This window comes from Thioclava pacifica DSM 10166 (genome assembly GCF_000714535.1).
Lineage (GTDB): Bacteria > Pseudomonadota > Alphaproteobacteria > Rhodobacterales > Rhodobacteraceae > Thioclava > Thioclava pacifica.
On record NZ_AUND01000007.1, the window covers coordinates 1 to 26,893 of the forward strand.

Here is a 26,893-nt window from a genome sequence, read left to right on the forward strand (position 1 = left end):
CACCACCCGGTGGGACACTGCTATTTTCAACGCGCTGCGTGATTCACGGCTCGGAAAACGGAGCGGTGACATGAGCGACCTTTACTGGCTGACCGACGAGCAGATGGCCAAGCTCGCCCCTTTCTTCCCGAAGTCGCACGGCAAACCAAGGGTCGATGACAGACGGGTGTTGAGCGGAACTATCTTCATCAATCGCAATGGGTTGCGCTGGCGGGGTGCGCCGCGGGAATATGGTCCGCACAAGACATGGTGTGATTGCGGCGGTCGCTCTCCGGGGGCGAACGAGGTCCGGTATGTTGGCCTCATGGATATAAGCCGTGAGGAGAACGACCTATGGAACATTATGCCGGTTTGGATGTCTCGCTGAAAGAGATTTCGATTTGTGTGATCGATGGGGATGGAAAGACCGTCGCGCGTGGTGCCTGTCCTGCTGATCCCGAAGGCGTGGCAGGCTGGTTTCGCAACCGTGATCTCACTCCCCGACGGATCGTGCATGAAAGCGGAATGCTGGCGATCTGGTTGCAGCGCGGCCTCGCCAGTCTCGGCTTGCCCGCGACCTGCATTGATGCCCGCAAGGCGCACAAGAGCTTGTCGGCGCGGCTCAACAAGTCGGATGCCGCCGACGCCGAAGGTCTGGCCCAGCTTGCGCGCACCGGTTGGTTCACGCCGGTTCACATCCGCAGCGAGGAGGCGGACCGGCTTCGCAGCTTGGTAGGCGCGCGGGAACGGTTGATCCGGTTGCGCAAGGACCTCGAAGGTCACATTCGTGGCGTCCTCAAAACCTTCGGCATCCGTATGATCGGCATTGGCCAGGGGCGACAGAGGCAAGCGTTCCGCGATCAACTGGCGGCCGCGGGCGAGACAGACCCGGTTCTGCGGGCCATAGCCGATGCCTTCATCGCGACCCATGCCAAGTTGTGCCAAGTGGCGGACGACTTGGACAAGGCGGTGAGGAAAACGGCCAAGGTCCATCCTGTCGCGCGTCGCCTGATGACAATCCCCGGTGTTGGTCCAGTCAACGCGCTCAGTTTCATCGCCCTGGTTGATGATCCCGGTCGGTTCAACCGGACGTCGGATGTAGGCGCTTTTCTTGGGTTGACGCCAAAGCGGCATCAGTCTGGCGAGATGGATTGGTCGGGGCGCGTTTCGAAATGCGGTGACGGTGCAATGCGCGGGCTACTGTTCGAAGCGGCGTCATCCGTGATCCATCAGGTGAAACGTTTCTCGCAGCTGAAAAGCTGGGCTGTACGACTGGCCGGACGGCGCGGTTTCCGCAAGGCGGCTGTCGCGACAGCCCGCAAAATCGCAGTGCTTATGCTGACGCTCTGGAAAAATGGAACCGACTATCAATGGACAAAGGAGGCCACCGCCTGATCTGAGTTCCCGCGTCTGAAGCGGGGAGCGCAGTCCCGAAGGGACGGAGGTTGATTGATCTCGCTGTAGAGCATGGGATGGCCAGGTGCCACACCCCGCACAAGACATTGGAGACGATCCGCCACCGAAAACCATTATGAGGCGCTCAATGCGACCTCGGAGAGAACCATGACCCCGGACGGACATCAGCTTTACCCGCTTGACAAGGCCGCAACCAGAGAACGCTTTACAGCCGATGGAAGCGTTGGAGCGAGAAAGGCATCTTCGCGCAGATGATGATCGGTCTGGCTGCCGAGCACGGCGAGGAAAAGACCGTGATGATCGACGCGACCTATTTGAAGACTCACCGCACTGCGACCAGCATGGCCGCGAAAAAGGGGGGCGTGGACGCCTGATCGGTCGGACCAAGGGTGGCTGAACACCAAACTGCATGCCATCTGCGACAGCCAAGGGCGGCCGCTCAACCTGTTCGTCATGACCTGCCACGGGTCTTTCATCCAGCCGTGACCGGAGCCCGGTTGGTTTTGCTCTGCCTACGTTTTTTGGACCGCCGGACGTCGGAGTTTCCGACCTTTGTCACGATGGCAGGCAGGTTACGCCATCGGGAAAGTGCAGTGCGCTCGTGACGTTGTATCCGATCGCACTATGGGGTCGATCGTCATTGTAGTGTCTTCGCCAATCCTCCAGCTTTTGGAGAGTGTCAGGTCTTCTGTGTATGAATGATCCGGTCCATGCTTCATCGAAAGGAAGCATGCATCACGATCTCCAAGGAATCTCCGGATGAAATGTTGAAGGGGGGGAGCGCCCCGAGGACCTGCTCGGTGACGCTAGGCGCTGGGGCTCTCGAAGCGGCCCGAACCTATGGGAAGGCCTTGGGCCACGAGGCCGATCTGAACTTCGGGGATTGCTTTGCCTATGCCTGTGCAAAGGGATACTGGACGGCGCTTCTCTACAAGGGCGACGATTTTGCGAAGACCGATCTGGCATGAGGTTGAACGAAAGGGGTTTGGGATTTCCCTTTCTCGGAGAGCCCCGGATGATCCTAATGCACGCCATCGCTGACGCCCCTTCGGCCGAACCCGCGATTGATCCGGTCCATGGTCGCCGCCTGCCTCAGACCTACGCGCGCATGCGGTTGACCAGCAGATAGGGATAAGCCGCTACGACAGTTTCCCGAAGGGCTGCCTCTCCACAGTTGCTTTCGCCACGGCCGTAATGTTCTGGTTCCGAGGCTTTAGTCTTATCTTCGACTAAAATTTTCAGGGGCTCGCCTGTCATTTCGAAGGCTGTTTCATATTCATCGCGCCGTCTATCTGGGCTCAGCCGCGCCTCCAGTGAGCGCCACAAAGGGCTACGGTTTCCTGCTCATGCGGCGCAGGAGATAAATATCCATCACCCAGCCGTTTCTCGCGCGCAACTCCTCCCGGACAGCCACAATCTTCGCTCCAACATCGGACAGCGCTCCGGCGACAAGGCGTTCTTGCGGCATCGACACGCACCCGCCCCACCAGATATGTATCCCCTCGGGCTCGAGCGTGCGGAAGGAGCATTCCCCATCGAGCATCACGACGACCGTTTCCGCACCATCGGGCCAGCCATGGTCACGCAGTTGCCGTCCCGTGCTGATCACGACCGGCGCGCCCACCTCATTGAGCGGAATCGCATGGGCCGCGCACAGCGCCTGTATCGCGGTAATGCCGGGGATGACACGCGGGCGCAGAGGAATGCGACGTCCCAATATCCCGGCGATACGCAGGCTGCTGTCGTAGAGCATCGGGTCGCCCCAGATCAGCAGTGCGACCCTGCCGGGGGTTCCAGGGTCGAGCGTGTCGCTGATCACCGTCTCCCATGCCTCGGCAATCGCGCCATGCCAATCCGCAACAGTTGCGCCGTAGCTGGTCGTCACCGCGTCGCGCACCGGCAGGTCGAACTCGACCACGCGCGTTTCGGGATTTTTCAGATACGTCGTGAGCAATGTTCGGCGCAGCTCGGCCAGCTCGGTTTTCTCGGGGCCTTTGACCGGAATCATGATGAGGTCCGCGGCGTTCATCGCCTCAATCGCCTGCGCCGTAACGTGATCGGGATTCCCGGTGCCAATGCCAATCAGAGCAAGTTCGATCATGCGTTTCTCCAAGGCGAAAGGGGGCCCGCGGCCCCCTTCCGGTTTCGTTCATGTCACTACGCTCAGGCGTAGAGGCGCGGCGTGACGAAGCCGCTGCCGCGCAGCGCGGTCGTGCGCTTCGCAAGCGCCAACACCGCCAGATCGATGAGCGGCTCCAAGACGATCACCGACATATAGGCCGCGCCAAAGGTCATCACTTTGCCCACCTCGGCAAAGCCCTGCCCGTAGATCGCCCAGAACGCGACCCAAGCAACGATCCCGCCCTGATAAGCAGTCGAAAGCGCCAGCGCCTGGCTGTATTTCAGATCGACATAGGCGGTGCCCGGCGCGATCAGACGCTTGGCGAGAAGCTGCAACCCGAAAAGCGGCACGAGAAGGGTCGTCACGTTCATCCCGTATTGCGGCAGGTCAAACTGCGCAAAGAACAGGCCCTGAATAAGCAGCCCCATCGCAAGACCGATCGCTGCGGGCGCGGCACCAAGCAGCAGAAACAGTGTCGAACCGAGAATCAAATGCACCTCGGAAACGCCAACCGGGTAATGCGGCAATATCTGGAAGAAAGTGAAAACCGCGCCCGTGGCGACAAGCGATCGCGTGGCGAGCGAAACGGCACCTTGCACACGCAGCGTTTCAGCAGCGATTTTGAGGGTATAAAGGCCAGCGGTCGCAGCCGTGGCATAGCTCAGGACGATCTTGGCACCGGTGACGATGCCGGGTTCGATATGCATATCGCGTTCTCCTTGCCGTCACACCCGACGGCGGTTGATGTGGCTGCTGGCCGGTCTCCTGGCTCGCGGGTCGAAGCGCCACTCCACCTTCCCGGGGGCAACCCCCAGTGGTCTTGTCGGAGCGCGCTCACCGCATACAGTCGCGGGGGCGGCCGGGGCTTCGGGTGCCGCAACTTGGTCCACCCTTCCCCGTTCCCGATTGAGCCCTGCGCTTTGCGCATCTGCGGGCACCAAACAGGGTTTCAGGTAAACGCGACCCGCCGGGCCGCGTCAAGTTTCGATCACTCTTCAAGCGCGCTTTTCGCGCTCCCATCGGGGGCAAGCGGTCCGTAAAGGATCAGCGCGGGCTGGTCGGACCGGCTCTGCGCCAGTCTTTCCGCCAGTGCAGACACGGTGGTGCGGAGGAGGTGCTGCTCCGGGTGCCCCACAGCCTCGGCCAGAAGTGCGGGCGTCTCGCCGGGCAGACCGTGGGCCTGCAATTGCGCCGCCAGCCGCGGAAAAGTCCGCTTGCCCATGAAAACGACCGTGGTCGCCCCCGGATCGGCCAGCGCGGACCAGTTCAACACTTCGGGCAGATCGCCGGTGATGTCGGCCCCGGTTACGAACTGCACCCGGCGCGCCGTCAGCCGCCGCGTGAGCGGCAGACCCGCCGCTGCCGCCGCCGCGCAGGCCGAGGGCACACCGGGGATGATCTCGTAACCGATCCCGGCCGCATCAAGCGCGCGCAGCTCTTCTTCGAGGCGCCCGAAAATTCCGCTATCGCCCGATTTCAGTCGCACGATACGGGTCGCGGCGCACGCGTGATCGACCAGAAGCCGGCTGACGTGATCCTGTTTCGGCGAGAGCCGACCCGCCCGTTTGCCGACCGCGATCAACTCGGCCCTCTCACCTGCATGGACTAGGATCGGGCCCGAGGCGAGATCGTCAAACAGGATCACATCGGCGCGCTGTAGCCGATCGACCGCTTTGAGGGTCAGAAGTTCGGGGTCGCCCGGCCCCGCCGAAACGAAGGAAACGAAACCGTTCATGAGCTGGCCTCCGCGATCAGGTGAAAGAACGTGCCGGTAACGCGCCCGCCGCCCGACATTTCACACCGCGATCCGGTTTCGAGCACCGCGTCGCCATTGGGATCGAAAACGCGGGCGAGCGGCGCATCGGGCTGCGACAGGATCGAGGCATAGTGAAACTCGTGGCCACGTAACACCGCCCCGGCACGATGGCCCGGCAGCGGCGCGATAAGCTCGGCGCGGCGATAACCCAGATGCATCTTGCGTTTGGCAAAGCTGGTCGCGAGCCCCAGAAGCCCCAGCATCTCGTGGCGCTTTTCCTCGGCGTCGACGATCCCCGCGCCAAGCGTCATGTAACCGCCGCATTCCCCGTGAACTGGACGGGTCTGCGCGAAGCGGCGGGTCCCGTCGAGGAAGGTTCCATTACCCGCAAGCCGCGCCGCGTGAAGCTCGGGATAGCCTCCGGGCAGCCAGCAGCATTCGGCGCTCGGATCCGGGGCCTCATCGGCCAGCGGCGAGAAGGGCAGGATCGTCGCGCCCGCCGCGCGCCAGCCCTCCATCAGGTGCGGATAGACGAAGGAAAACGCGGCGTCGCGAGCAAGCGCGATCCGGCTGCCAGGAGGCGGCAGCGGGCGGCATGGCGAAGCGTCGGGTGGAGAGGCCTTCGCGCAAGCGAGGATCGCGTCGAGGTCGCAATGCTCCGCCACGATCCGACCGGCCTCGGTCAGGAGCCGCGCCAGATCCCCTGTCTCCTCGGCCTGCACAAGGCCCAGATGGCGCGACGGCAATTCGATCCCGGCGGCGCGTGGGAGCACGCCCAGCACCGGCACCCCGATCCCCTCGAAGCCCTGGCGCACCAGCGCTTCGTGCCGGGGCGAGGCGATCTTGTTGAGCACAACCCCCGCGACCGTGACGCCCTTGCGAAACTGGGCCAATCCCTGCGCGACCGCCGCCGCCGTCTGCGCCTGTCCCGAGGCGTCGACCACCAGCACCACCGGCCAGCCCATCAGCGCCGCGATATCGGCGCTGGCCCCGGTCCCGGTTTCACCCGGCACGGCCACCCCGTCGAACAGTCCCATTGAGCCCTCGGCGACGATGATATCCGCCGCGCGATCCGCAAGCTGCGCGATCTGTGCAGGCGTCATCGCCCAGGCGTCGAGATTGACCGAAGACCGTCCCGCCGCCGCGTGATGAAACGCCGGATCAATGTAATCCGGGCCACATTTGAAGGGCTGAACCTCCAGCCCCCGCGCGCGCAACGCCGCGAGCAAACCAAGCGTCAGCGTCGTCTTCCCCGCGCCGGAAGCCGGGGCCGAGATCACCAGACCCGGGGTCATTCACCGCGCTCCGGTGCGGTCTCTGGAAAGCGCGGATCGGTGCCGACGGGGCGGTAACGGCGGTCGTAATCGCCCGCGTAAAGGCGGCTTTCGTCGAACGTCTCCGCACCGATCGAATGCCCGACAAGGATCAGCGCGGTGCGTTCCATCTCGGCGCCGATAGCGGTGCGCAGGGTTCCAAGCGTCGCACGCACGACCCTCTCATCCGGCCAGCTCGCGCGCCAGACCACAGCCACCGGACAATCAGCGCCGTAGTGAGGAGTCAGCTCGACGATGACCTTCTCGAGCACATGCACAGATAGGTGGATCGCCAGCACCGCGCCGGTGCGAGCGAAATTCTCAAGCGTCTCGCCCGGAGGCATCGCGGTTGCACGACCAGAGGTCCGTGTCAGCACAACCGATTGCACCACGCCGGGTAGAGTCAGTTCGGCGCTGAGTGTCGCCGCGGCGGCGGCAAAGCTCGGCACGCCTGGCGTCACGTCATAGGGAATGCCCAGTTCGCGCAAGCGGCGCAGCTGCTCGCCCATCGCCGACCAGACCGAAAGATCCCCGGAATGAAGCCGAGCCACCTCTTGCCCCGCCGCATGCGCGGTGGCGATCTCCTCGATGATCTCGTCGAGGCTCAATGGCGCCGTGTTCACGATCCTGGCGCCCTCGGGGCAATGGGCAAGCAGGGCCTGCGGCACAAGGCTCCCGGCATAAAGACATACCGGACAAGACGCGATCAGGTCGTGCCCCCGCAGCGTGATCAGATCGGGCGCGCCGGGCCCTGCTCCGATGAAGTGAACCGTCATCCCTCGTCTCCTTCCGCGACGGCGATGGTGACGCCGCCGATGATCTGTCTCGTCAACACAAGCCGCGCGCCGTGACCCGCCGCGACGAGGGCCGCGGCCTCCGCGACCGAGCCCGTGCCATGCGCCGCAAGCGAGGCCCGCGATTGCGTCGGCGTGGCGACCCCTGCCACCTCGACACCTTCGACCTCTTTTCCGAGCGCCACCGCCAGCGCCCCGGCCTTCGGGGCGACCGTCGCGATGCGCTCGACCGCCCCGATTGCACCAAGCGCTTCGCGCAACACCCGCGAGTGCGTTCCACTCTGAAATCCGATCCCGGCCACTTTCATCGCGTCACGCTCCATTGCAGGACGGGCCGGGAAGCCTTCCAGCCGCGCATCCGACCCAGCGGCTCTGCGCGCGACAGTTCGATCCGCAACAACTCACCGCCATGGCGCGTGTGCCGTTCGGCAAGCAAGGACTCGGTTTCGAGCGTCACGCCATTGGCGACGATCCGGGTGCCTTCGGACAAATGCGCCCAGAGCCAGTCATGCAGCGCCGCCGATCCACCGCCACCGACAAAGACCGCATCGGGCCGCGGCAACCCGGCGAGGTCATCCGGCGCAGCCCCTGTAACAGCCTCCATCTGGCGCACGAGGCCAAAGCCCTCGATATTGGCGCGGATATTGGCGACGCGATCGGGGCGCGGCTCGATCGTGATGGCGCGCCCGCCTGCGAGGCACCATTCGACCGACACCGACCCCGAGCCGCCGCCGATATCCCAAAGCAGCTCTCCCGGCCGCGGCGCCAGCGCCGCGAGCGTCAGCGCCCGAATGGGGGATTTGGTGATCTGCCCGTCATGAGCGAACCGATCCTCGGCCAGCCCCGGCACACGCGGCAATCCCACCACGGGCGACATCGCAGCAGCATCGAGTGCCACCGTCACAGGCGCGGCGATCCCCGTCAGGTCAAACTCATCCGCCTGCACCGAGCGCACCTGCTCCGAAGGACCGCCGAGACGTTCCAGCACATGCAAGCGCACAGCGCCATATCCCTGCGCGACAAGCCACGCAGCCAACGCTGAAGGGGCCGAACCATCGCGCAGCGTCACAACCAGCCGCGCACCGCGATGTAGCACCCGGCGCAGCGCCCCGAACCCCGCCGCGTGCAGGCCCAGCGCTCCGACCTCCTCGATCTTCCATCCAAGCCGCGCGCAGGCCAGCGACACCGCGCCCGCAACCGGAAAGGCGCTCCACTCGCCGGGTTGCAGATGTGCGGCGAGTGTGCCGCCCGCGCCGAACCAGAACGGATCGCCCGAGGCGAGAACCGCGACCGGGCATCCGCGCAGCGCCAGAACCGGGGCGATATCGAAGGGCACGGGCCATGCGCGCCCGCGCGGGCCGGCACCAACCAGATCGAGGTGGCGCGGCCCGCCGAAAATCACCTCGGCCCGTGCCAGCGCATCGCGGCTTGCATCGCAAAGCCCACTCAGGCCATCTTCGCCCAGACCCACGATACTCAACCACGGATCAGCCATGATGCGCCTCCTGCTGCTCGGCGGCACCACCGAAGCCAGCCGCCTCGCCCGCCATCTGGCCGAGCGCGGGATCGACGCGGTCTTTTCCTATGCGGGGCGCACGGATCATCCGGTGCCGCAGCCGCTGCCGACGCGGATCGGCGGGTTCGGCGGCGTGAAAGGGCTGCGCGATTACCTCCTGCGCGAGCGCATCACCCATGTCATCGACGCGACCCACCCCTTCGCCGCGCAGATGAGCCGTAATGCAATCGAGGCCTGCGGTCAGAGCGGTCTCCCCCTTCTGTCCCACGAGCGCATGCCGTGGCAGGCGAGCCCGGAAGATCGCTGGACGCGCCTGCGCGACATGGCGGCGGCCTGCGCCGCCCTGCCCGAGAACGGCGCGCGCGTGTTTCTCGCGATCGGCAAGCAGCAACTGGCCGAGTTCGCGGCCAAGCCTGCAAATCACTACCTTCTGCGCTTGGTCGACCCGCCAGAGGGTCCGCTGCCGCTGCCCGATGCGCATGCCGTGATCGGGCGCGGACCGTTCGACGTGGCGGGCGATACCGCGTTGATGCAGGACCATCGCATCACCCATATCGTCGCCAAGAACGCAGGCGGACGCGGCGCGGAGGCCAAGCTGATAGCCGCCCGCGCACTTCGCCTGCCCGTGATCCTCGTTGACCGGCCAACCCTGCCGCCGCGCGAGAGCCGCGACACGCTTGAAGGCGTTATGGAATGGCTCGCGGCTCATCCGGCGGCTCCGGCAACGGAAGTGCCGCGCGGCGTATAAACCCAATCGCCCACCCGGCGCGTCTGCGAATTACCGACCAGCACGACGGTGCGCATATCGGCCATCTCGGGCGCGGCCTCGGCCAGCGTCACCACCTGCAGCGCCTCGTCCGGTGTCGAGACCGCGCGGGCGAAGATGATCAGCCGGTCGGGTCCACATTCCTCGCGCAAGACCTCGAGCACACGGGCGAACTGATGCGGGCGCGACTTCGAGCGCGGATTGTAGAATGCCATCGCGAAATCGCCCCGCGCGGCATGGCGCAGGCGGTGTTCGACGAGATCGAAGGGCTTGAGATTGTCGCTCAGGTTGATCGCGCAGAAATCATGTCCCAAAGGCGCACCCGCGCGGGCGGCCGCGGCAAGCATCGCGGTGATACCGGGCAGGATGCGGATCTCGGTGCCAGCGAAATCGGGCGCGGTCTCGAGCCGCTCGAACACGGCCGAGGCCATCGCGAAAACCCCGGGATCGCCGGAGGAAACGATCACGACCCGCCGCCCCTCCCGCGCCATCTCCAGCGCGTGAAGCGCGCGGTCCAGCTCGACCCGGTTGTCGCTCGCATGAAGGCGCAGCCCCGCGCGCGGGGCGACGCGCGCGACGTAGGGAATGTAGCCCACCACATCGGTCGCCTCGGCCAGCGCGGCGCGGACCTCCGGCGTCACCAGATCCTCCGCTCCGGGGCCCAGCCCGGCAACCGCGACCCAGCCGCTCACAGCGAGACCTCGACTAGCGGACGCGCGGGCAATTCGGGTCGACGCCCCTGTCCATGCACCAGCACGATCGCGAAATAGGGGCAGTCGGCCTCGCCGGTCTCGCAAAGCCGCACGATCCGCTCGCCCTTCATCGTGCCGCGCTCGACCAGCCAGGCCTCATCGAGCCGCCCCGCACGAGCAAGCGCGCGTTTGACCTTGGGCAGATTGCGCCCGGTCTTCATCACGACCAGCGCATCGGAGGCCGCCATGCGCGTCACCATCTCGTCTTCGGGCATCGTCCCCATCAGCACGGTCAGCACATCGTCGCCCCAGGTGATCGGCGTGCCGGTCGCGGTCCAGCAACCGGTCATCCCGGTGATGCCGGGGATCACCTCGATCTCGACCGTGCCGCGCAGGCGCGTGTAGAGATGCATGAACGAGCCGTAGAAGAAGGGGTCGCCCTCGCACAGCACGACGACGTCATGGCTGCGCGCAAGCTCTGTCAGCCTCGCCGCCCAGTCGTCGTAAAAACGCGCAAGCTGCGTGATGTATTCGGGGCTGTCGAAGGGGATCTCGGTCGTGACGGGATACTCCATCGCAAGCTCGATCGCGCCCTCGTCGATCATCCCCTCGACGATCTGGCGCGCCTGACCCTTGCGGCCCTTCTTGCGGAAATAGGCGACATGGCTAGCGCCGCGCACCGCCCGCTCGGCGCGGCGCGACATCAGATCGGGGGCGCCGGGGCCGAGGCCCGCACAGATGATCCGTCCCATCGCTTACTCCTTGCGCGAGGCGAGCGCGTTGACCGCCGCCACGGTGATTGCCGATCCGCCCAGCCGCCCCTGCACGATCATCGAGGGCACCGGGGCCGCCTGCATCAGCGCGTCTTTCGACTCCGTTGCGCCGATGAAACCCACCGGACAGCCGATGATCGCGGCCGGGCGCGGACAGGCCGGATCTTCGAGCATGTTGAGCAGGTGAAAGAGCGCTGTCGGCGCATTGCCGATGGCAACCACCGCGCCGTCGAGATGCGGGCGCCACAGTTCGAGCGCCGCCGCCGAGCGCGTGTTGCCCATCTCGCGGGCCAGACCCGGCACCGAAGGGTCGTGCAAGGTGCAGATCACCGCGTTGTCGGCAGGCAGTCGTGCGCGCGTGATCCCTTCGGAGACCATCCGTGCATCGCACAGGACGGGCGCGCCCGCCTCCAGCGCATCCCGCGCGGCAATGGCCATTCCGGGGGTGAAGCGGATGTCACGCTCCAGACCCACCAGCCCCGCCGCATGGATCATCCGCACCGCGACAACCTCTTCCTCGGGGGTGAAGCGGGCGAGATCGGCCTCTCTGCGGATCGTGGCGAAGGACTGTTCGTAGATTTTCGCGCCGTCCATCTCATAGGTGTAACGCATCAGGAAAACTCCGGTCGATCGGTGAGGGCGGTTGGCAAAATATGTCGATGTGCGGGCGCGTCGGAGGCGCACCCGGCGTGGACGAGGTCGAAGCCTTCGGGCGTGGCGACAAGGGTCAGATCGGCGCTCGCGGGCCAAGCGCAGCCCTTGGCACAGCCCGAGACATGCAGCGTCCGGCCCGGTGCGAGACGTGGGGCGAGGGCACGGGCAAGATCGCGCGTCGGACGCAGCGCTTGCAGGCAGCCCGGTGCCCCGGTGCAAGCGAAGACCCGAAGGCACGGATCGTTCCCCTTTGTAATGAGCCCGGGCAGGTCAGGCATCCGGGACAGCCCCTCGATCAGCAGCATCCGCCACGGCGTGACGCGGATCGGACCAAGTGCGGCAAGCGCGGCAAGCGTATCCGCCTGCATCTGACCAAATTCAAACCCGACCAATGCGCCTTGCGGCGTGATCCCGGGCTCCGGACGCGGTAGGCTGGTCGCCGGCGCGCGCTGCGGTGTCAGCTCTCCATCCGGTCTTGCCCCGGTCGCGATCAACCGCGCCATCCGGCCCCGGCCATCGACCACACCGCCCGCGCGAACGAACCACTGCGCCAGCGCGATCGCGGCCTGAGCCGCGTTCTCTTCGGTCACAGGCGCGCCGAGATCACAGCCCGCGCAACGTAGCAAGAGCCGCCCGTCCGGCGCGCGCTCGATACGGATATCGGCCTGCGTATCGGCCATGACCGGTGCGGCTCCACAATCGAGAAGGAAGCCGAACTTGCCGGGCAGTTCCGGCGCCCTAGCCAGTGCGCGTTGCAAGCTCTCCGCCAGCGCATAGGTCGCGGCATCGGCGAAAGGGGTCACGATGATGTTACGCCGGGTTTCCGTCGCAATATCCGCGTCGATCAGCCGAAGCGCGGTCAGATCCGCGATCATCGCCGGATGGGTCGCGGGCGTGACACCGCGCAATTGCACATTCGCGCGCCCCGACAGGTCGATCAGCCCGTTACCATGCGCCTGCGCGGCCCGCGCGATCCCGGCCGCCTGCGCCTGCGCCAGCCGCCCGGACTCCGGGCGCACCCGCACAACCAACCCATCGCCCGAGACCATCGGACGCAATGCGCCCGGGCACCAGCCCTGCACCTTATAGCTCATGCCCTGCCCTCCATCTGCGCGGCAATGGAATTGCGCCGTGTTTGCCACAGGCCCGCTTCGACCAGACGCGCGAAGAGGTCGCGCATCCCTTCGAGTGCTTGCGGATTTGCATCTTCGAGAAAGGCAACAACCTCGGGGCGGCCGAGTGTCGCCGCGTGGTAGAGGTCGAAGAGATGGGCCGGCACGACCTGCGCCAGATGCGCAAAGGCAGCAAGATGATCGAGCGTCGCCGCGATCTCCGCCCCGCCCCGGAAGCCATGCCGCATCATGCCTTCGGCCCAGGCCGGATCGGTGGCACGCGCGCGCACGGTGCGAGCAATCTCTTCGGTCAGGGAGCGCGCGCGCGGGCGATCGGGCTGCGTCGCATCCAGATGATAAAGTGCTGCTTGCGGTGCGCCGAGCCGCGCAAGCGCCGCGGCAAAGCCCGCCTCATGCGCGGCGTAATCGGATGCGAGCAACACGTCGCTTTCGGGCAGGTCCTGCGCATGCACGAAACTGTCCGCAGAGCGCAGCCGCGCCTCGAGCGCGCCCCGGTCCGCCTGAACCTCACCACTGCGCGAGATGCTGTAGGACGATGCCGCGAGCCACGCCTCCCCGGCGGCGGCGCGGGCCTCTGGCGTGAACTGGTCGAGCGCCTCTCCCATACCCAGACCGTATTGGCCGGGGCACGGCGCGAAGACCCGCGCGATCCGGATCAGGTAAGGATTGTCGGCGGGGTCTTCTTCGCGCAAGGCCAGCGCCTCTGCCCCGGTCTCGAACAGCTGCGCAAGCCCGGGAAAGATATCGCGAAACAGCCCGGAGACCCGCAGCGTCACGTCGATCCGCGGCCGGTTCAGAACCGCGAGCGGGATCACCTCTACCCCCGACACGCGTGCGGCGTTCTCATCCCAGACGGGCTTGAGTCCCGCGAGATGCAGCGCCATCGCGAATTCCTCGCCCGCCGTGCGCATCGTGGCCGACCCCCAGAGATCGACGACCAGCCCCTTCGGCCAGTCACCGTGATCCTGAAGATGCTTGCGCAGCAGTTCCTCGGCCAGTTTCACGCCCTGCGCATGAGCCGCGCGGGACGGCACTGCACGTGGATCGACCGAGAACAGGTTGCGCCCTGTGGGCAGCAAGTCCGAGCGCCCGCGCGCCGGACTGCCGGATGGCCCCGGTGCAACGCGGCGGCCCGACAAAGCCGCACTCAGCCCAGCGCGCTCCTGCGTGCCGCAACGCCCCTGCCCCAAGACATGCAGCCCATCGCCGAACTGGCTCTCCTTGATGTCGCAGACGAAGCGGTCAATCCGGGTGATCGCCTCCGCCGCACTGGCATCGCGCGGGATGCCCAGATCCTCCGACACGCCACTCGCCCAGGCCTCGTCCTGAATATCCGCGATCAAGCGGTCACGCCGCGCGGGATCCAGCCCATCGGCGGTGGAATATTCGTCCAGCAGCCGCTCCAGATGCAGCATCCCGGTAGGCACCTGAGCCGCGCGCATCGGCGGAGGCAGATGCCCAAGGGTAACTGCACCGACCCGGCGCTTGGCCTGCGCGGCCTCCCCCGGATCGTTGACGATGAACGGGTAGATCACCGGCGCCGCGCCCAGCAGCGCCTCGGGCCAGCACGTCGCCGACAGCGCCACCGCCTTGCCCGGCAGCCATTCCAGCGTGCCATGCGCCCCCATGTGAACGAGCGCATGAATCCCCTGTGTGCGAAGCCACAGATAGAAGGCGACATAGCCATGGCGCGGGGTGCGGCTCAGGTCGTGATATTCGTCGTCGCGCGTCTCGGGCGCCCCGCGTTCGGGTTGCAGTGTGAGAGTGACGTTGCCGCGATTAAGCGCAGCAAACTGGAACGCGCCACCGGCACAGGCGGGGTCATCTTCGGGCGGGCCCCAGACGGCCGCGAGCTCGCGTTGCAGCCCCGGCGGCAGGGTTGCCAACGCGGCGCGATACTGGGCAAGCGGCCATTCGATGCGCGCTGTTTCCAGCGCCTGCGGGCCGTCACCATCCGCGACCGCGTAGCCCTCATCGCACAGTTGGTCCAGCAGCGCCTCGGTCGAGGCCAGCGCATCGAGGCCCACCGCATGCGCCATCTGCCAGGCCCGGCCCGGATAGGTCGAAAGCACAACCGCCAGCCGGCGCTCTGCGGCCGGGGTTCGGGCCAGCCGATGCCAGCCGCAGATCCGGTTGAGCGCGGCCTCGATCCGCTCGGGATCGACGCGATGCGAAAAGCGGGAATATTCGAGGTCGGGATCACGTGGCTCGGGGGTCTTGAACGAGATCACCCCCGCATGAAGCCGCCCGTCCACCTCGGGCAGAACGACATGCATTGCCAGATCAGCAGGCGACAGACCGCGCTCCGCCTTCGCCCAGTCCTTGCGTTGCGCGGAGGAGAGCGAGACCTGAAAGACCAAACAGCCGTAACGGTCGAACGGGGTCTCCCCGCCGGGAGACTGTGCCGAGAAGGCCGTCGCGTTGACGACCAACGACGGGGCGTGTGAGCCGAGCGACCCGGCCAGCCAATCCGCAAATCCCGGCGCCTTGAGCGAGGACGCATAGACCCCGTAGGCTGCAAAGCCACGCGCCCGAAGCCCCGCGATCAGCGCATCCACTGGGGCAGTGTCAGCGGCGGTCACGTAGGAGCGGTAAAAGCTGACAAGCGCGAGCGGCTTGTCGCACTCCACCGCCAGAACCGGTGCCGTGACCGGCCCCAGATCAGGACAGTAAAACCCCTCCTCCGGCAGCCGCTTGTCGCCCGGAACCGGCCCCGCATAGAGCCCCGAGGCCAGCGCCAACTGCGCCAGCGCCGCCTGAGACGCGATTGCGCCCCCGGCATCGCAAAGTTCCTTCAACCGCCGCAGGGTCGAGACCGGAAGCGTCGAGAGCTGATCGAGGCGTGCATCCTCGCGCCCATCGGCGGGCAGCACCGCAAGCGCGATCCCCCGACGACGCGCGAGATCCTGAAGGCTCGCGAGCCCATAAGGCCAATAGGCCTCGCCCCCGATCAGCCGCACCAGAATGCCCTTCGCGCCGCATAGCGTGGTCTCGACATAGGTATCGACCGAGACCGGGTGGCGAAGATTGACAAGATTGGCCAGCCGCAGCGAGGGCAGCCCGCCCTGAGCGCGTCGCCAGCCCGCCGCGAAAGCCCCGAGGTCGCTATCGGAAAACGACAGCACCACCAAATCCGCGGGCCGTTGCCCCAGATCCGTCGGCACCTCGGTTTCCTCAAGGTCGTGACGTTCGCGGAAGGTGACGTGCATCAGGCGGAGGCACCTTCGCAGGCGCCCAAAAGAACGGCGCGGATCGCGGCCTCATCCACATCGTCATGCTCGGCGATCACCACCAGAGCAGAACGACGCGGATCGGCGCCCCAGGGACGATCGAACTGATGGCGCACCCGCTCGCCTACGGCCTGCACCAGAAGGCGCATCGGCTTGCCCGTCACCGCGATGTGGCCCTTGACGCGCAAGATCCGCTGCTCGCGTGCCAGACGCTCGATCGAGGCTACGAGAAGTGCGGGATCTTCGATTTCCGGCAGCTCGATCACCACCGTGTCGAAATCGTCGTGTTCGTGATCATCGGCCCCGTCATGGTGGCTCGGGCGGGCTGCCAGATCATCCTCGGCGGCGGCCTCGAGCCCGAGAACCACCTTCGCGTCGATCACCCCTTCGGTCAGCGGCAGGATCGGCAGCTTGCGCGACGCTTCGGCCTCAATCAACGCACGCGCGGCAGCAAGACCTTCCTCACCCGCGAGATCGGCCTTGGACAGAAGCACAAGATCGGCGCAGGCGATCTGGTCTTCGAACACTTCCGAAAGCGGCGTCTCGTGATCGAGGCTGTCATCGGCCTGACGCTGCGCATCCACCGCGGCCACGTCCGGGGCGAAACGACCCGCAGCGACGGCCTCGGCATCGGCCAGAGTTATCACCCCGTCCACCGTGATCTTAGAGCGGATCGCGGGCCAGTCGAACGCCTTGAGAAGCGGCTTCGGCAGCGCAAGGCCCGAGGTCTCGATCAGGATGTGATCGGGCTTTTGCGCACGCGCCATCAACGCCTCGATCGTAGGGATGAACTCGTCGGCGACGGTGCAGCAGATGCAGCCATTGGCGAGCTCGACGATGTTCTCGTCGGGGCAGCTCTCGTCCGCGCATTGGCGCAGGATCTCGCCATCGACGCCCACGGTCCCGAACTCGTTGACCAGCACGGCCAGCTTGCGCCCGCCCGAATTGGCCATCAGGTGACGGATCAGCGTGGTTTTGCCCGCGCCGAGAAAGCCGGTGATCACGGTGACGGGGATCTTGGTCAGATCGGACATGGGTTACTCCTGCTCGGGTTCGGGAAAGGGGGGAATGCGCGCAAGGCTCTGCTTGCGGAAGATCACCGGGCGTTCGCGCCAAGGCACCAATCCGTCATCGGTCGCGGCATAGGCGGCAGCGCCCGCGAGGATGTCCGCGGCATTCTCGGAACTCATCCGGCCATAGACATAGGACCATTTTCCGGGCTCGGAGAGCGCGACCGCGCAGCCATTGGAACAGGCTGAGAGACATTCGACCTCGCGGATCTCAACGCCATCGGGCACGCCCTGATCGCGCAACGCGCGCAGCAGATGCGTGCCCGGCCGCGTCTCGTCAGCCTGATCGGCATCCGTGCGCTTGCAGGTCGTGCAAACCGTCAAGATCGTTGGCATCGCGCCCATCCCTTTCGCTTTCGGCGGCAGGGGATCGAGCCAGAGGGACATGGGGTCATGCAAAGCGACCGGCATTGTCCACCCGGTCGCGAAACACCCCGTTCGCCCGTAATCATCAACGCTGGCAGGTCTCCCGGCTTGCGGATCCCGGGCCCTTGTCAGGGCCCGGCGGTCTCCTCTCCTTCCCGGCCATGGGGCCAGTGGCTTGAGGCGACCTCTCCGGTCACGGTCGCGGGGGCGGCTGCGCTCAGATCCGATCCGATTTCGGATCGCAAACCTGTCGCATTCCCTCTTCGCCTGCCGTAATGACAGGAACCAGCGCATCCCCTGATTGGGCGAGCGCCCCCCTTTTGTCAAGCGATGGAGCGCCCGATGAGCATCGAAACCGACAGCCCGGAAACGCTGGCCCGCCACAGCGCGAAAATGGCCAAGAAAAAAGCCGCGCGCGACAAGATCATGGCGGGAAAATCAGGCGAAAAAGGGCTGATAATCGTCCATACCGGACCGGGCAAGGGCAAGTCCTCCTCGGGTTTCGGGATGATTCTGCGCTGCATCGCACACGGAATGCCCTGCGCGGTCGTGCAGTTCATCAAGGGCGCCTGGGATACCGGCGAGCGCCGCCTGCTGACGGAAAATTTCGGCGACCTGTGTCAATTTCACGCAATGGGCGAGGGCTTCACCTGGGAGACGCAGGACCGCGAGCGTGACATCGCAGCGGCCCGCGCGGGATGGGAGAAGGCCAAGGAACTGATCCGCGACCCCGAGATTCGGATGGTCCTGCTCGACGAGATCAATATCGCGCTGCGCTACGACTATCTCGACCTCGACGAGGTGCTGGATTTCCTGCGCGAGGAGAAACCCGCGATGACACATGTCGTGCTGACCGGGCGCAACGCCGCCGAGGCGCTGATCGAGGCGGCCGATCTGGTGACCGAGATGACGCTGGTCAAGCACCCGTTCCGCTCGGGCATCAAGGGTCAGGCGGGGGTGGAATTCTGAGCCATCCGCGCAGCCTTCCCGATGCTACGGTCGGTTTCAGGTATTTGAAGCAAGATGAAAGGTAAGGGATTGTTAACCTCGCTCTGCAAATCTGGCCGTGCGGTACAGGGAAAGGTCCCGATGACCGCGCAAGGTGAAAGCGTCGCGCCGCCCCCGGATGATCGGGCTGTGGTGCGGCGCCCCTCCTCCCCTTTCATCTTGCCCGGAAATACCTTCGCCGGAGGCTCCCGAACGCCTCGCAAATGCACGGTCGGGGCTTCGCGATGACAGCACTGATGATTCAGGGCGCCGGGTCGAATGTCGGCAAGTCGATTCTGGTGGCGGGGCTGTGCCGGGCGGCGCGGCGGCGCGGGCTGCGTGTCGCGCCCTTCAAGCCGCAGAACATGTCGAACAATGCCGCCGTCACCGCCGATGGTGGCGAGATCGGGCGGGCGCAGGCCTTGCAGGCGCTGGCTTGCGGCCTTGAGCCGGTGGTCGACATGAACCCCGTCCTCCTGAAACCAGAGAGCGATATCGGGGCGCAGGTGATCGTGCAGGGCCGCCGGCTGACCACGACGCGGGCGCGCGATTACGCCGCGATCAAGCCGAAGCTTATGGGCGCCGTGCTCGAAAGCTTCGGGCGGCTGCGCGCGGCGCATGATCTGGTGATCGTCGAGGGCGCGGGGTCTCCGGCCGAGGTCAATTTGCGCGCGGGTGACATCGCAAATATGGGTTTCGCACGCGCGGCGAGCGTCCCGGTCGTGCTGGCGGGTGACATCGATCGCGGCGGGGTGATCGCGCAGATCGTGGGCACCCAGACGGTGATCGATCCCGAGGATGCGGCGATGATCGAAGGCTTCCTGATCAACAAGTTTCGGGGCGATGTCAGCCTGTTCGAAGATGGCTACGCGATGATCGAGGCGCGGACCGGCTGGCGCGGCTTCGGCGTGCTGCCCTGGTTCGCGCAGGCACATCTGCTGCCTGCCGAAGATGCTCTCGACCTCACGCGCGCGTCGCGAGGCAGCGGGCTCAAGGTGGCGTGCCTCGCTCTGTCGCGGATCGCGAATTTCGACGATCTCGACCCTCTCGCGGCTGAACCCGGAATCGATCTGGTGATGGTCGGCCCCGGCCAGACGATCCCGGGCGATGCGCATCTGGTGATCCTGCCCGGCACGAAGTCGACGCGCGGCGATCTGGCATTCCTACGCGAACAGGGCTGGGACATCGACCTGGTGGCGCATTACCGGCGCGGCGGGCATGTGCTGGGGATTTGCGGCGGCTATCAGATGCTCGGCCGCTCGGTCGCAGATCCGGAAGGGATCGAAGGTGCGCCCGGCGTGACCGAGGGGCTGGGGCTGCTGAATGTGGAAACGGTGATGTCGCCCGACAAGCGGCTGACACGGGTGACAGCAGAGCACATGGGCACCGGGCTTTCGGTCGAGGGTTACGAAATCCATATCGGACGCACCGAAGGCCCCGACCGCGCACGGCCTTTCGCACGGATCGACGGGATCGAAGAGGGCGCGATCTCGGGGTGCGGCCGGGTCACGGGCAGTTACCTGCATGGGCTGTTCGGGGCCGACGCGTTCCGCGCCACCTGGCTGAGCGGGCTCGGGATCACGGCGAGCGGGCAGAGCCATGCGGGGCGCGTTGAGGCGACCCTTGACGCGCTGGCCGATCACATGGAGGAGCATCTGGACGTGGACGGGTTGCTGGCGCTTGCGCGCTAGATCGTCTGCCAGAGCGTGGGCGCGTCCTCCTGCCAGCCCAGACGGTGCAGAAGCGGCCTGTCATCGGTGAACGCCGGATAGCCGAGGCATAAAAGCGCGGAAAATTCCAAACCCTCGGGAACGCCCATAAGCCGCTCCACCGCCCTCGGATCGAGGATCGACACCATCCCCAGGCCGAGGTTCTCGGCCCGCGCGGCCAGCCAGAGCGTATGAATTGCCATCGCGGTAGACTGGCGCAGGGTCTCGGGCATGGTCAGTCGGCCAAGGCGGTGCCCCGCCTCTGGGTCGATCTCGGTGAAGACCCCCAGCTGCACCGGCGCGGCCTCCAGGCCCTGCAGCTTGAGTTCAGCGTATTGCGCCGCGCGGGCGCCTTCATACTGGCGTGCCGCCTGCGCGTTGCAGCGCGCGAAGATCGCGCGCAGCTCGGCGCGGATCACGGGGCTTTCGATTCGCATCACCCGCCAGGGCCGCGCATTTCCCACCGAGGGCGCGCGATCCATCGCCACGCGCAGCCGCTCGAGAACGGGCTCGGGCACCGGGTCGGTCCGGAAATGGCGCGTATCGCGCCGCCAGCACAGAATTTCGGCGAGCGTCTCGCGCGCGCGATCATCGAATTCCATCGCCCAACACCTCTTCGAGACGCGCCCATTCCCGTTCCGCGCCGGGCAGGCCGAGGCGCAGCCAGGTCGGCGACCACGGGAAGATCCGGCTCCAGATCCGGGCGCGGGCAAGCCGGTTTTGCGCGGCAATTGCATCGAGCGTCGCGTAGCTGCGGAACAGATGGGTGCCGCCGATCACTTCCCATCCGGCGTGGGTGGCGAGCGCATCGAGACGCGCGGTCTCGGCGCTCAAGCGGGCAACGGTTGCCGCGTGCCAGTCGCGATCGGCCAAAGCCCGGCGGCCGATCTCGAGCGCGGGACCGGCCACGGGCCAGGGCCCCGCCATCTCGGAGAGCCGCGTGACGGTCGCGGCATCGGCGAAGGCAAAGCCGAGCCGCAGCCCCGCCAGCCCCCAGAATTTCCCGAAGGAGCGCAGCACGATCAAGCGCTCTCCGGCAGCCCCGGCCACTGACAGTTCCGGCACCGGATCGGCAAAGCTCTCATCGACGACCAGCCGTCCAACATCGGGCGCGAGCGCGCGCAAGGCCTGTGCGGGATGGTGGGTGCCATCGGGGTTGTTGGGGTTGACCACGATGGCCAGGTCCGCCCCGGCTAGATCTGCAAGGCGGGAAACCTCGTCGACCTGCCACCCGGCGCTGCGCAGCGCGGCGGCGTGTTCGTTATAGGTCGGGGCGAGAATGCGGGCGCGGCCCGGCGGGACGAGACGCGGGATCAACTGGATCGCCTGCTGCGCGCCGGCGAGCGCCACGCCGGGCGCGTGAGTCGCGAAGGCCTCCTGCGCGGCGGCGACGAGGGCCGATTTCGCGGCCTGCGTCGGCAAATCGGTCCAGACGTTGGGCGGCAGATCGGGCACCGGCCAGGGCTGGCGGTTGATCCCGGTCGAAAGGTCGATCCAATCCTCGCCGCCCCAGAGCGCCGTCGCCCGGTCGATATTTCCCCCGTGATCGCGCATTCATCCCCTCCAGATCGCCCAGGCGACAAGCCCAAGCAGCACTGCTCCAAGTCCCATGGCCCGGGTGTAGAGCGCAAGCCCCCGCGCGAGGTCGCGCGGCCCCGGATCGGGCGCGGCGCCGTTGAGCCAAGGCTCCTGCGCGATCCGATCCCCGTAGATACGCGGGCCGGAAAGCCGGACCCCCAGCACCCCGGCAAGCGCCGCTTCCGGCCAGCCCGCATTGGGCGAGCGATGCGCACTGGCATCGCGGCGCATCACCCGAAACGCCGCCTTCGCCCGGGCGCCGGACGCCAGCGCGAACAGCGCCCCCGTCAACCGCGCGGGCAGCAGGTTCACCCCATCGTCGATCCGCGCAGAGGCCCAGCCGAAGGCTTCATAGCGCGCATTGCGGTGACCGATCATCGAATCGAGCGTGTTGATCGCCTTGTAACCCGCGATGCCGGGAAGGCCGAGAAGGGCGCCCCAGAAAAGTGGCGCGACGATCCCGTCCGAGCTGTTCTCGGCCAGGCTCTCGAGCGCCGCGCGCGCGACACCGGCCTCATCGAGCTGCGCCGGATCACGTCCGACGATCATCGCGACGGCGTGGCGCGCACCGGTCAGATCGCCCGAGATCAGCGGCTTCGCGACCCGCGCCACATGATCATGCATCGAGCGCAGCGCAACCAGCGGCCAGGCGAGCGCACCGCCGATGACCATGCCCAGCCAGCCCGCGGGCAGTAGCGCTTGTGCAACCGCCCCGAGCCCCGCAGCGACGCCCGTCACGAACAGCGCGGTCACGACACCACGCGCGCGCCGGTTCGTGCCCTCCCGGCTCAGCCGGGCCTCGAGCACGCCGATCAGGGCCCCGAGCCAGGTCACCGGGTGACCGATCCGCTCGAACAGCGCTTTTGGCCAGCCAAACGCGAGATCGAACGCCATGGCAACCAGCATCATCGCGGCAAAATTCATCGCTCTCCTCCGCGAAACTGGCGCAGCTGGCGCAGGTCCGCCGCGCGCAACAGCCCTGCCGCGTCGTCGGGAACGGTGCCGGGTGCAAAGATCAGACCTCGTGCCGCTCCGGTATGGGCGCGCAACCAGCCAAGCGCGCCGAGATCACGGACGAGCTGCGGTGTCGGGTCCGTCTTTGGTCCGCGCCGATCGGTGCAACGCAGGGCGCTTTGCGTGGCGAGGGCTGCGAATTCCTCAAGCCCGCACGCTAGGCTCCACTGCGCGACAAGATCCGAGATGTCGGCAAAATTCGTATCCTGCGGATCGGTGAAGCTCGGACCACCCCAGAACCCGCCAAGGATCTCGTATCGTGGCAGCGGCGGAAAATGCTCCAACGGCCGCCCGATGCGTGACGCCCAAAGCATGCGCTCGGGAGCCGGAAAGGCCAGCGGATCGGCGGCCCCCTCACTCTCAATGCAGGCGGCGGCCAACGCCTCGGGCGATCCCTGCCAGCCTGCAAGCCGGGCCAGTCCGACAAGCCGCGCAGTCGACACGCCCGTGCCAAGACCGAGAGGCGTTTGCGCGCGCATCCTCACGACACCCCGCAGATCGAGCCCCAGCGACCGCAGGAACCGGCGCACCTCCACCGGCCTCAGCCCGACGCCGTGAAGGCGCAGGCCCCGGCGCTGTGGGACGTGCCAGAGACGGACATGATCCGCGACGGGCAGCGTGATCAGCGCCACGGGGCCTTGCGCTCCGATCCGTCCCTGTATCCATTCCCCGAAATGCCCCGGCACGGAGATATGCGTCACGCGGCCGGTCATCCGATCCCGCCCGCGTTGACGCAGCCGATCGACCAGGCCTCACCGGCGAGAGCGGTGATCCGCGTGACCGAGAGCGGATCGACGCGGAAGGAGAGCGCCGGAGCCTCTTGGCCGAGGGCCAGGGCCAGGGCCGCGCGCACAACGCCCGCATGGGTCATGACGGCGACCTGCCCCCCTTGCCACGCGATCTCCTGCAGGGCGGGTGCCACCCGGGCACAAAGATCGGCAAAGCTCTCGCCCCCCGGCGGCCTGTGGCGCGCCAGATCCGCGCCGGACATCGCGCCAAGATCGGGCAATTGGCCAAAGGGGATGCCCTCCCAATCCCCGAAATCCTGCTCCCACAGGCGGGCGTCGGTGGCGAATGCGCGATCAGGCCAGAGCGCGCGCGCCGTCTGGACGCAGCGCAGAGCCGGGCTCGCGACGACTCGCACCGTGCCAAGCCTGTCGCGCAGCGCCCTGAGCGCGCCCTTATCTGGCAGAAGCGCCCCCACATCCCGCCGTCCGGCCAAGGCGCCGCCATGATCGGCCGGCGCGTGGCGCAGCAAGATCAGCTCTGTCGGCGCCATCTCCAGCATGGCGGTTTTTCTCCTTTCGCAACCGCGCCTTTTCTGCTTTGTCTGCACGCCGGGAACAAGAGACAACAGCGCGAACCAGCCATGGCACGCATTCATCTGATCACGGGCGGCGCGCGATCCGGCAAGAGCGCCCTGGCCGAAGCGGCCACGCTAAGCCTTGGAAATCACGCGTATTATATCGCCACGGCCCAGGCGTTCGACGATGAGATGAGAGCCCGCATTTCCATCCATCGCGCCCGGCGCACGGAGGTCTGGAAGACGCATGAGGCCCCGTTCGAACTCGCCGCGACGCTACGTGCGACCGATGACGCGCCGCGCCTGGTGGACTGCTTGACGCTCTGGCTGAGCAACCTCATTCTGGCCGAGCGCGACTGGGAGGCCGAGACGCGCGAATTGCTAGCCCTGTTGCCCGTTCTCGTGCATCCGGTGGTGTTCGTGAGCAACGAGGTGGGCATGGGCATCGTGCCGGAAAACGGGCTCGCGCGGGCGTTTCGCGACGCGGCGGGGCTTTTGAATCAACGGATCGCCGCAGCGGCCGACGAGGTGACGCTGGCGGTCGCGGGCCTGCCATTAAAGGTGAAATGACATATGGAAATTCTCTCCCTCTCCGAGATCGCATCGCTGGCCGAGCACCTGCCCGCCTTCGAGACCGAGGCGGCTAACGCCGCGCGCGCGCGTCAGGACAGCCTGACCAAGCCACCCGGGTCTCTGGGACGCCTAGAGGAGCTGGCGATCTTCATGGCGGGCTGGCGCGGCACGGCGCGACCGCGCATCGGCAAGGCACAGGCGGTGATCTTTGCCGGCAATCACGGCATCTGCGCGCGGGGCGTGAACCCCTACCCGCAGGAAGTCACCGCCCAGATGGTGATGAATTTCGAACATGGCGGCGCCTCGATCAACCAGCTTTGCCGCGCGAACGGGGCGGATCTGTCGGTGGTTGCGCTCGATCTCGAACGCCCGACCGCAGATTTCACCCAAGGCCCCGCGATGAGCGAGGCCGAAACGCTTGATGCGATCAATCGCGGCATCGCGGCCGTCGATCCCGAGGCCGATGTCCTGATCCTTGGCGAGATGGGAATCGGCAATTCGACGATCGCGGCGGCGCTGACCTCGGCGCTGTTCGGCGCGACGCCCGCAGACTGGGTCGGCCCCGGAACCGGCTCGAACGCCGAGGGAATCCAGCGCAAGATCACCGCGATCGAAGCGGGGCTGAAGCGCCATGGCGGCGCCTCCGCGATGGCGACGCTCGCAGCACTCGGCGGGCGTGAACAGGCCGCGATTTGCGGTGCGGTCCTGGCCGCGCGGGCGCATCGGATCCCAGTCATCCTCGACGGTTTCATCTGCACCGCGGCGGCCGCCACCCTATACGCTGCCGATCCGTGCCTGCTTGATCATTGCCTTGTCGGGCATGTCTCGCCCGAGCCGGGTCACCGGCGCCTGCTCGACGCGATGGGCAAGAAGGCCGTGCTCGAATTCGACATGCGGCTGGGCGAGGGCTCGGGAGCCGCGCTCGCCCTGGGCATCCTCCGTTCGGCCCTCGAGTGCCATAACGGGATGGCGACCTTTGGCGAGGCCGGGGTCAGCGGGGCATGATCGCGCGCCGCGTGAGAGAGGCGCATCTAGCGCTCGTGTTGCTCACGCGGCTTCCGCTGCCGCGCCTGCGTGACCCGGTGCCGAGTATCGGCGCGGCCGCCTGGGCGTTTCCCCTGGCCGGTCTCGCGGTCGCCCTGATCGCCGCCGCAATCGGCCTGATCTGCCTCGCGCTGAACCTCCCGGCGCCGCTTGTCGCGGGATTTTGTATCGCAGCACAGGTGCTCGCCACCGGCGCGCTTCATGAGGATGGGCTCGCGGATTTCGCGGACGGGCTCTGGGGCGGCACCACGCCCGAACGTCGCCTCGAGATCATGCGCGACAGCCGGATCGGCAGCTACGGCACGATTGCACTCATTCTGGGCCTAGGGCTGCGCTGGCAGGCCCTTGCAGCCCTTGCCGGCCATCCCACGGTCATGTGTCTGGCTCTGGTGACGACCGCGATGTCGAGCCGTTCCGGTGCCTCGATCCTCCTCGCAACTATCCCGGCGGCTCGATCAGACGGGCTCGGACACAATGCGCGCGACGCCGGAAAAAAGTCCGCGATCATTGCCACTTTTTTCCCCATCCTCGCGTTGCTAGGTATCGCCGTTTATGCGGGTCCATTGGTCCTGCCTTTGATGTTCATCATGACGGGCGTGACGCTCTGGCTTGTGTCCAGACTCGCCAGGGCGCGGCTCGGAGGCCAGACGGGTGACGTTCTCGGCGCGACACAGCAACTCATTGAAATTGTGGGACTTACAACCATCACCGCACTTGTCTTCTAACACTGCTTCAGATTTTCTGAGCACCTCCCCGAAAATCGGACAGTGACGGAAGCTACGATCTGACGTCTGCTGGTCTCCCAGAAAGAGGAGATCAGAACATGTCGAAGCGCAGGAACTATGATGCGAGCTTCGAGGCTCTCGCGGCGCTGGAAGCAGTGAAGGGCGAGCGCACCGGGTCGGAGACCGCTCGCAGGCGCAGGCCGGCGTTGGCCGATGGATTACCTTCTACAATCACCAGCGGCCCCACGCCGTGACCCGCCACTGAACTTTCATCCAGCCGGAACCGGAGCCCTTTGGGTTGTGATCCGCACCCCAGAGCTCTACCGCCCTTAGGCAGAGTTTCCCGGCTTTGCTCAGGGTGTCTGACGTCAGCGCCAATG

At 66.5% G+C, this 26,893-nt stretch carries 29 protein-coding genes, 2 pseudogenes and 2 riboswitches; of the genes and pseudogenes, 11 read left to right on the forward strand and 20 right to left on the reverse strand.

Annotated elements, in window-relative coordinates; genetic code table 11:
• Positions 1-70 precede the first annotated feature (70 nt).
• The 3 genes and pseudogenes from TP2_RS05230 to TP2_RS05240 all read left to right on the forward strand — a co-directional run.
• A pseudogene (locus TP2_RS05230) lies at positions 71-247 on the forward strand (transposase); the annotation flags it as partial.
• 86 nt (positions 248-333) lie between these two features.
• Entirely contained in the window at positions 334-1,374 is a 1,041-nt protein-coding gene (locus TP2_RS05235; RefSeq protein ID WP_038074484.1) for an IS110 family RNA-guided transposase, read from the forward strand.
• 218 nt (positions 1,375-1,592) lie between these two features.
• A pseudogene (locus tag TP2_RS05240) lies at positions 1,593-1,848 on the forward strand (IS5/IS1182 family transposase); the annotation flags it as partial.
• Between the two features lie 102 nt (positions 1,849-1,950).
• On the opposite strand, the gene TP2_RS19045 reads toward TP2_RS05240, so the two are convergent.
• Positions 1,951-2,127: an integrase core domain-containing protein gene (locus TP2_RS19045; protein ID WP_084713991.1), complete on the reverse strand. Its 177-nt coding sequence runs from the start codon at positions 2,125-2,127 to the stop codon at positions 1,951-1,953.
• Positions 2,128-2,195: 68 nt separating this feature from the next.
• Between TP2_RS19045 and TP2_RS05245 the strand changes: the two genes are divergently transcribed.
• Positions 2,196-2,363 carry a type II toxin-antitoxin system VapC family toxin gene (locus TP2_RS05245; RefSeq protein WP_206198321.1) on the forward strand — a complete coding sequence of 56 codons (168 nt, stop codon included), beginning with the start codon at positions 2,196-2,198 and terminating at the stop codon, positions 2,361-2,363.
• Positions 2,364-2,725: 362 nt separating this feature from the next.
• On the opposite strand, the gene cobF is transcribed toward TP2_RS05245, so the two are convergent.
• The 7 genes from cobF to TP2_RS05280 all read right to left on the reverse strand — a co-directional run bounded on the left by cobF (position 2,726) and on the right by TP2_RS05280 (position 8,875).
• Complete coding sequence (gene cobF / locus TP2_RS05250) at positions 2,726-3,496, reverse strand: precorrin-6A synthase (deacetylating) (protein ID WP_038074486.1); 771 nt, start codon at positions 3,494-3,496, stop codon at positions 2,726-2,728.
• A gap of 62 nt (positions 3,497-3,558) precedes the next feature.
• Positions 3,559-4,224: an energy-coupling factor ABC transporter permease gene (locus tag TP2_RS05255; protein WP_038074488.1), complete on the reverse strand. Its 666-nt coding sequence runs from the start codon at positions 4,222-4,224 to the stop codon at positions 3,559-3,561.
• 31 nt (positions 4,225-4,255) lie between these two features.
• A riboswitch (cobalamin riboswitch) is annotated at positions 4,256-4,475 on the reverse strand.
• A 30-nt stretch (positions 4,476-4,505) separates the two neighbouring features.
• Positions 4,506-5,252: a uroporphyrinogen-III C-methyltransferase gene (gene cobA, locus TP2_RS05260; protein WP_038074490.1), complete on the reverse strand. Its 747-nt coding sequence runs from the start codon at positions 5,250-5,252 to the stop codon at positions 4,506-4,508.
• A complete protein-coding gene (locus TP2_RS05265) occupies positions 5,249-6,568 on the reverse strand; it encodes a cobyrinic acid a,c-diamide synthase CobB (protein WP_038074492.1) in 1,320 nt (439 codons plus the stop codon). The genes cobA and TP2_RS05265 overlap by 4 nt, the downstream gene beginning before the upstream one ends.
• Positions 6,565-7,362, reverse strand: a complete 798-nt coding sequence (cobM, locus tag TP2_RS05270; RefSeq protein WP_038074494.1) for a precorrin-4 C(11)-methyltransferase — start codon at positions 7,360-7,362, stop codon at positions 6,565-6,567. The genes TP2_RS05265 and cobM overlap by 4 nt, the downstream gene beginning before the upstream one ends.
• Positions 7,359-7,688, reverse strand: a complete 330-nt coding sequence (locus TP2_RS05275; protein WP_038074545.1) for a cobalamin biosynthesis protein — start codon at positions 7,686-7,688, stop codon at positions 7,359-7,361. The genes cobM and TP2_RS05275 overlap by 4 nt, the downstream gene beginning before the upstream one ends.
• The gene (locus TP2_RS05280) at positions 7,685-8,875 is read right to left on the reverse strand and encodes a bifunctional cobalt-precorrin-7 (C(5))-methyltransferase/cobalt-precorrin-6B (C(15))-methyltransferase (protein WP_038074497.1); all 1,191 of its coding nucleotides are present in this window, start codon (positions 8,873-8,875) and stop codon (positions 7,685-7,687) included. The genes TP2_RS05275 and TP2_RS05280 overlap by 4 nt, the downstream gene beginning before the upstream one ends.
• Between TP2_RS05280 and TP2_RS05285 the strand changes: the two genes are divergently transcribed.
• Positions 8,874-9,644 carry a cobalt-precorrin-6A reductase gene (locus TP2_RS05285; protein WP_038074500.1) on the forward strand — a complete coding sequence of 257 codons (771 nt, stop codon included), beginning with the start codon at positions 8,874-8,876 and terminating at the stop codon, positions 9,642-9,644. The two genes, TP2_RS05280 and TP2_RS05285, sit on opposite strands and share 2 nt — an antisense overlap.
• Here the strand turns inward: TP2_RS05285 and cobJ are convergent.
• From cobJ to TP2_RS05320, 7 genes are read right to left on the reverse strand one after another with little or no spacing between them, the layout of a single operon-like run.
• A complete protein-coding gene (cobJ, locus tag TP2_RS05290) occupies positions 9,602-10,354 on the reverse strand; it encodes a precorrin-3B C(17)-methyltransferase (protein ID WP_038074503.1) in 753 nt (250 codons plus the stop codon). The two genes, TP2_RS05285 and cobJ, sit on opposite strands and share 43 nt — an antisense overlap.
• Positions 10,351-11,106, reverse strand: a complete 756-nt coding sequence (locus TP2_RS05295; protein WP_038074506.1) for a precorrin-2 C(20)-methyltransferase — start codon at positions 11,104-11,106, stop codon at positions 10,351-10,353. Before TP2_RS05295 ends, cobJ begins: the two co-directional genes overlap by 4 nt.
• 3 nt (positions 11,107-11,109) lie before the next feature.
• Positions 11,110-11,739, reverse strand: a complete 630-nt coding sequence (locus TP2_RS05300) for a precorrin-8X methylmutase (RefSeq protein WP_038074508.1) — start codon at positions 11,737-11,739, stop codon at positions 11,110-11,112.
• On the reverse strand, positions 11,739-12,875 hold the full coding sequence (gene cobG, locus TP2_RS05305; RefSeq protein WP_051692205.1) for a precorrin-3B synthase: 1,137 nt from the start codon (positions 12,873-12,875) through the stop codon (positions 11,739-11,741). The genes TP2_RS05300 and cobG overlap by 1 nt, the downstream gene beginning before the upstream one ends.
• Positions 12,872-16,123 (reverse strand): cobaltochelatase subunit CobN, encoded by a 3,252-nt coding sequence (gene cobN, locus TP2_RS05310; protein ID WP_038074511.1) that lies wholly within the window; start codon positions 16,121-16,123, stop codon positions 12,872-12,874. The genes cobG and cobN overlap by 4 nt, the downstream gene beginning before the upstream one ends.
• Positions 16,123-17,178 (reverse strand): cobalamin biosynthesis protein CobW, encoded by a 1,056-nt coding sequence (gene cobW / locus TP2_RS05315; RefSeq protein ID WP_038074515.1) that lies wholly within the window; start codon positions 17,176-17,178, stop codon positions 16,123-16,125. Before cobW ends, cobN begins: the two co-directional genes overlap by 1 nt.
• 3 nt (positions 17,179-17,181) lie before the next feature.
• Entirely contained in the window at positions 17,182-17,550 is a 369-nt protein-coding gene (locus tag TP2_RS05320; protein ID WP_038074551.1) for a DUF1636 family protein, read from the reverse strand.
• A 106-nt stretch (positions 17,551-17,656) separates the two neighbouring features.
• Positions 17,657-17,885: riboswitch (cobalamin riboswitch) on the reverse strand.
• Positions 17,886-17,922: 37 nt separating this feature from the next.
• Between TP2_RS05320 and cobO the strand changes: the two genes are divergently transcribed.
• On the forward strand, positions 17,923-18,549 hold the full coding sequence (cobO, locus tag TP2_RS05325) for a cob(I)yrinic acid a,c-diamide adenosyltransferase (protein WP_038074553.1): 627 nt from the start codon (positions 17,923-17,925) through the stop codon (positions 18,547-18,549).
• Between the two features lie 263 nt (positions 18,550-18,812).
• Positions 18,813-20,258: a cobyric acid synthase gene (locus tag TP2_RS05330; protein ID WP_038074556.1), complete on the forward strand. Its 1,446-nt coding sequence runs from the start codon at positions 18,813-18,815 to the stop codon at positions 20,256-20,258.
• On the opposite strand, the gene bluB is transcribed toward TP2_RS05330, so the two are convergent.
• Genes bluB through TP2_RS05355 form a run of 5 tightly spaced genes read right to left on the reverse strand, consistent with a single transcriptional unit; the run spans position 20,255 to position 24,156 of the window.
• Positions 20,255-20,878: a 5,6-dimethylbenzimidazole synthase gene (bluB, locus tag TP2_RS18605; protein WP_038074518.1), complete on the reverse strand. Its 624-nt coding sequence runs from the start codon at positions 20,876-20,878 to the stop codon at positions 20,255-20,257. The genes TP2_RS05330 and bluB overlap by 4 nt on opposite strands.
• Positions 20,865-21,830, reverse strand: a complete 966-nt coding sequence (gene cobD / locus TP2_RS18610; RefSeq protein WP_038074521.1) for a threonine-phosphate decarboxylase CobD — start codon at positions 21,828-21,830, stop codon at positions 20,865-20,867. Before cobD ends, bluB begins: the two co-directional genes overlap by 14 nt.
• Complete coding sequence (gene cbiB / locus TP2_RS05345; RefSeq protein WP_038074524.1) at positions 21,831-22,778, reverse strand: adenosylcobinamide-phosphate synthase CbiB; 948 nt, start codon at positions 22,776-22,778, stop codon at positions 21,831-21,833.
• Positions 22,775-23,581 (reverse strand): hypothetical protein, encoded by an 807-nt coding sequence (locus tag TP2_RS05350; RefSeq protein WP_038074527.1) that lies wholly within the window; start codon positions 23,579-23,581, stop codon positions 22,775-22,777. Before TP2_RS05350 ends, cbiB begins: the two co-directional genes overlap by 4 nt.
• The gene (locus tag TP2_RS05355; RefSeq protein WP_038074529.1) at positions 23,578-24,156 is read right to left on the reverse strand and encodes a histidine phosphatase family protein; all 579 of its coding nucleotides are present in this window, start codon (positions 24,154-24,156) and stop codon (positions 23,578-23,580) included. The genes TP2_RS05350 and TP2_RS05355 overlap by 4 nt, the downstream gene beginning before the upstream one ends.
• A gap of 81 nt (positions 24,157-24,237) precedes the next feature.
• Between TP2_RS05355 and cobU the strand changes: the two genes are divergently transcribed.
• The 4 genes from cobU to TP2_RS18440 all read left to right on the forward strand — a co-directional run bounded on the left by cobU (position 24,238) and on the right by TP2_RS18440 (position 26,767).
• Positions 24,238-24,741 (forward strand): bifunctional adenosylcobinamide kinase/adenosylcobinamide-phosphate guanylyltransferase, encoded by a 504-nt coding sequence (gene cobU / locus TP2_RS05360; RefSeq protein ID WP_038074531.1) that lies wholly within the window; start codon positions 24,238-24,240, stop codon positions 24,739-24,741.
• Between the two features lie 3 nt (positions 24,742-24,744).
• On the forward strand, positions 24,745-25,749 hold the full coding sequence (gene cobT / locus TP2_RS05365; RefSeq protein WP_038074533.1) for a nicotinate-nucleotide--dimethylbenzimidazole phosphoribosyltransferase: 1,005 nt from the start codon (positions 24,745-24,747) through the stop codon (positions 25,747-25,749).
• On the forward strand, positions 25,746-26,513 hold the full coding sequence (gene cobS, locus TP2_RS05370; RefSeq protein WP_038074535.1) for an adenosylcobinamide-GDP ribazoletransferase: 768 nt from the start codon (positions 25,746-25,748) through the stop codon (positions 26,511-26,513). Before cobT ends, cobS begins: the two co-directional genes overlap by 4 nt.
• Positions 26,514-26,611: 98 nt before the next feature.
• On the forward strand, positions 26,612-26,767 hold the full coding sequence (locus TP2_RS18440) for a hypothetical protein (RefSeq protein ID WP_157617046.1): 156 nt from the start codon (positions 26,612-26,614) through the stop codon (positions 26,765-26,767).
• Positions 26,768-26,893 lie beyond the last annotated feature (126 nt).

Bases quoted from the DNA above. Each gene is read 5' to 3' on its own strand.
- TP2_RS05235 (WP_038074484.1), top strand. From the start codon at position 334: ATGGAACATTATGCCGGTTTGGATGTCTCGCTGAAAGAGATTTCGATT.
- TP2_RS19045 (WP_084713991.1), bottom strand. From the start codon at position 2,127: ATGCTTCCTTTCGATGAAGCATGGACCGGATCATTCATACACAGAAGA.
- cobF (WP_038074486.1), bottom strand. From the start codon at position 3,496: ATGATCGAACTTGCTCTGATTGGCATTGGCACCGGGAATCCCGATCAC.
- TP2_RS05255 (WP_038074488.1), bottom strand. From the start codon at position 4,224: ATGCATATCGAACCCGGCATCGTCACCGGTGCCAAGATCGTCCTGAGC.
- cobA (WP_038074490.1), bottom strand. From the start codon at position 5,252: ATGAACGGTTTCGTTTCCTTCGTTTCGGCGGGGCCGGGCGACCCCGAA.
- TP2_RS05265 (WP_038074492.1), bottom strand. From the start codon at position 6,568: ATGACCCCGGGTCTGGTGATCTCGGCCCCGGCTTCCGGCGCGGGGAAG.
- cobM (WP_038074494.1), bottom strand. From the start codon at position 7,362: ATGACGGTTCACTTCATCGGAGCAGGGCCCGGCGCGCCCGATCTGATC.
- TP2_RS05275 (WP_038074545.1), bottom strand. From the start codon at position 7,688: ATGAAAGTGGCCGGGATCGGATTTCAGAGTGGAACGCACTCGCGGGTG.
- TP2_RS05285 (WP_038074500.1), top strand. From the start codon at position 8,874: ATGATGCGCCTCCTGCTGCTCGGCGGCACCACCGAAGCCAGCCGCCTC.
- TP2_RS05280 (WP_038074497.1), bottom strand. From the start codon at position 8,875: ATGGCTGATCCGTGGTTGAGTATCGTGGGTCTGGGCGAAGATGGCCTG.
- TP2_RS05295 (WP_038074506.1), bottom strand. From the start codon at position 11,106: ATGGGACGGATCATCTGTGCGGGCCTCGGCCCCGGCGCCCCCGATCTG.
- TP2_RS05300 (WP_038074508.1), bottom strand. From the start codon at position 11,739: ATGCGTTACACCTATGAGATGGACGGCGCGAAAATCTACGAACAGTCC.
- cobG (WP_051692205.1), bottom strand. From the start codon at position 12,875: ATGAGCTATAAGGTGCAGGGCTGGTGCCCGGGCGCATTGCGTCCGATG.
- cobN (WP_038074511.1), bottom strand. From the start codon at position 16,123: ATGCACGTCACCTTCCGCGAACGTCACGACCTTGAGGAAACCGAGGTG.
- cobW (WP_038074515.1), bottom strand. From the start codon at position 17,178: ATGTCCGATCTGACCAAGATCCCCGTCACCGTGATCACCGGCTTTCTC.
- TP2_RS05320 (WP_038074551.1), bottom strand. From the start codon at position 17,550: ATGCCAACGATCTTGACGGTTTGCACGACCTGCAAGCGCACGGATGCC.
- cobO (WP_038074553.1), top strand. From the start codon at position 17,923: ATGAGCATCGAAACCGACAGCCCGGAAACGCTGGCCCGCCACAGCGCG.
- TP2_RS05330 (WP_038074556.1), top strand. From the start codon at position 18,813: ATGACAGCACTGATGATTCAGGGCGCCGGGTCGAATGTCGGCAAGTCG.
- bluB (WP_038074518.1), bottom strand. From the start codon at position 20,878: ATGGAATTCGATGATCGCGCGCGCGAGACGCTCGCCGAAATTCTGTGC.
- cobD (WP_038074521.1), bottom strand. From the start codon at position 21,830: ATGCGCGATCACGGGGGAAATATCGACCGGGCGACGGCGCTCTGGGGC.
- cbiB (WP_038074524.1), bottom strand. From the start codon at position 22,778: ATGAATTTTGCCGCGATGATGCTGGTTGCCATGGCGTTCGATCTCGCG.
- TP2_RS05350 (WP_038074527.1), bottom strand. From the start codon at position 23,581: ATGACCGGCCGCGTGACGCATATCTCCGTGCCGGGGCATTTCGGGGAA.
- TP2_RS05355 (WP_038074529.1), bottom strand. From the start codon at position 24,156: ATGCTGGAGATGGCGCCGACAGAGCTGATCTTGCTGCGCCACGCGCCG.
- cobU (WP_038074531.1), top strand. From the start codon at position 24,238: ATGGCACGCATTCATCTGATCACGGGCGGCGCGCGATCCGGCAAGAGC.
- cobT (WP_038074533.1), top strand. From the start codon at position 24,745: ATGGAAATTCTCTCCCTCTCCGAGATCGCATCGCTGGCCGAGCACCTG.
- cobS (WP_038074535.1), top strand. From the start codon at position 25,746: ATGATCGCGCGCCGCGTGAGAGAGGCGCATCTAGCGCTCGTGTTGCTC.
- TP2_RS18440 (WP_157617046.1), top strand. From the start codon at position 26,612: ATGTCGAAGCGCAGGAACTATGATGCGAGCTTCGAGGCTCTCGCGGCG.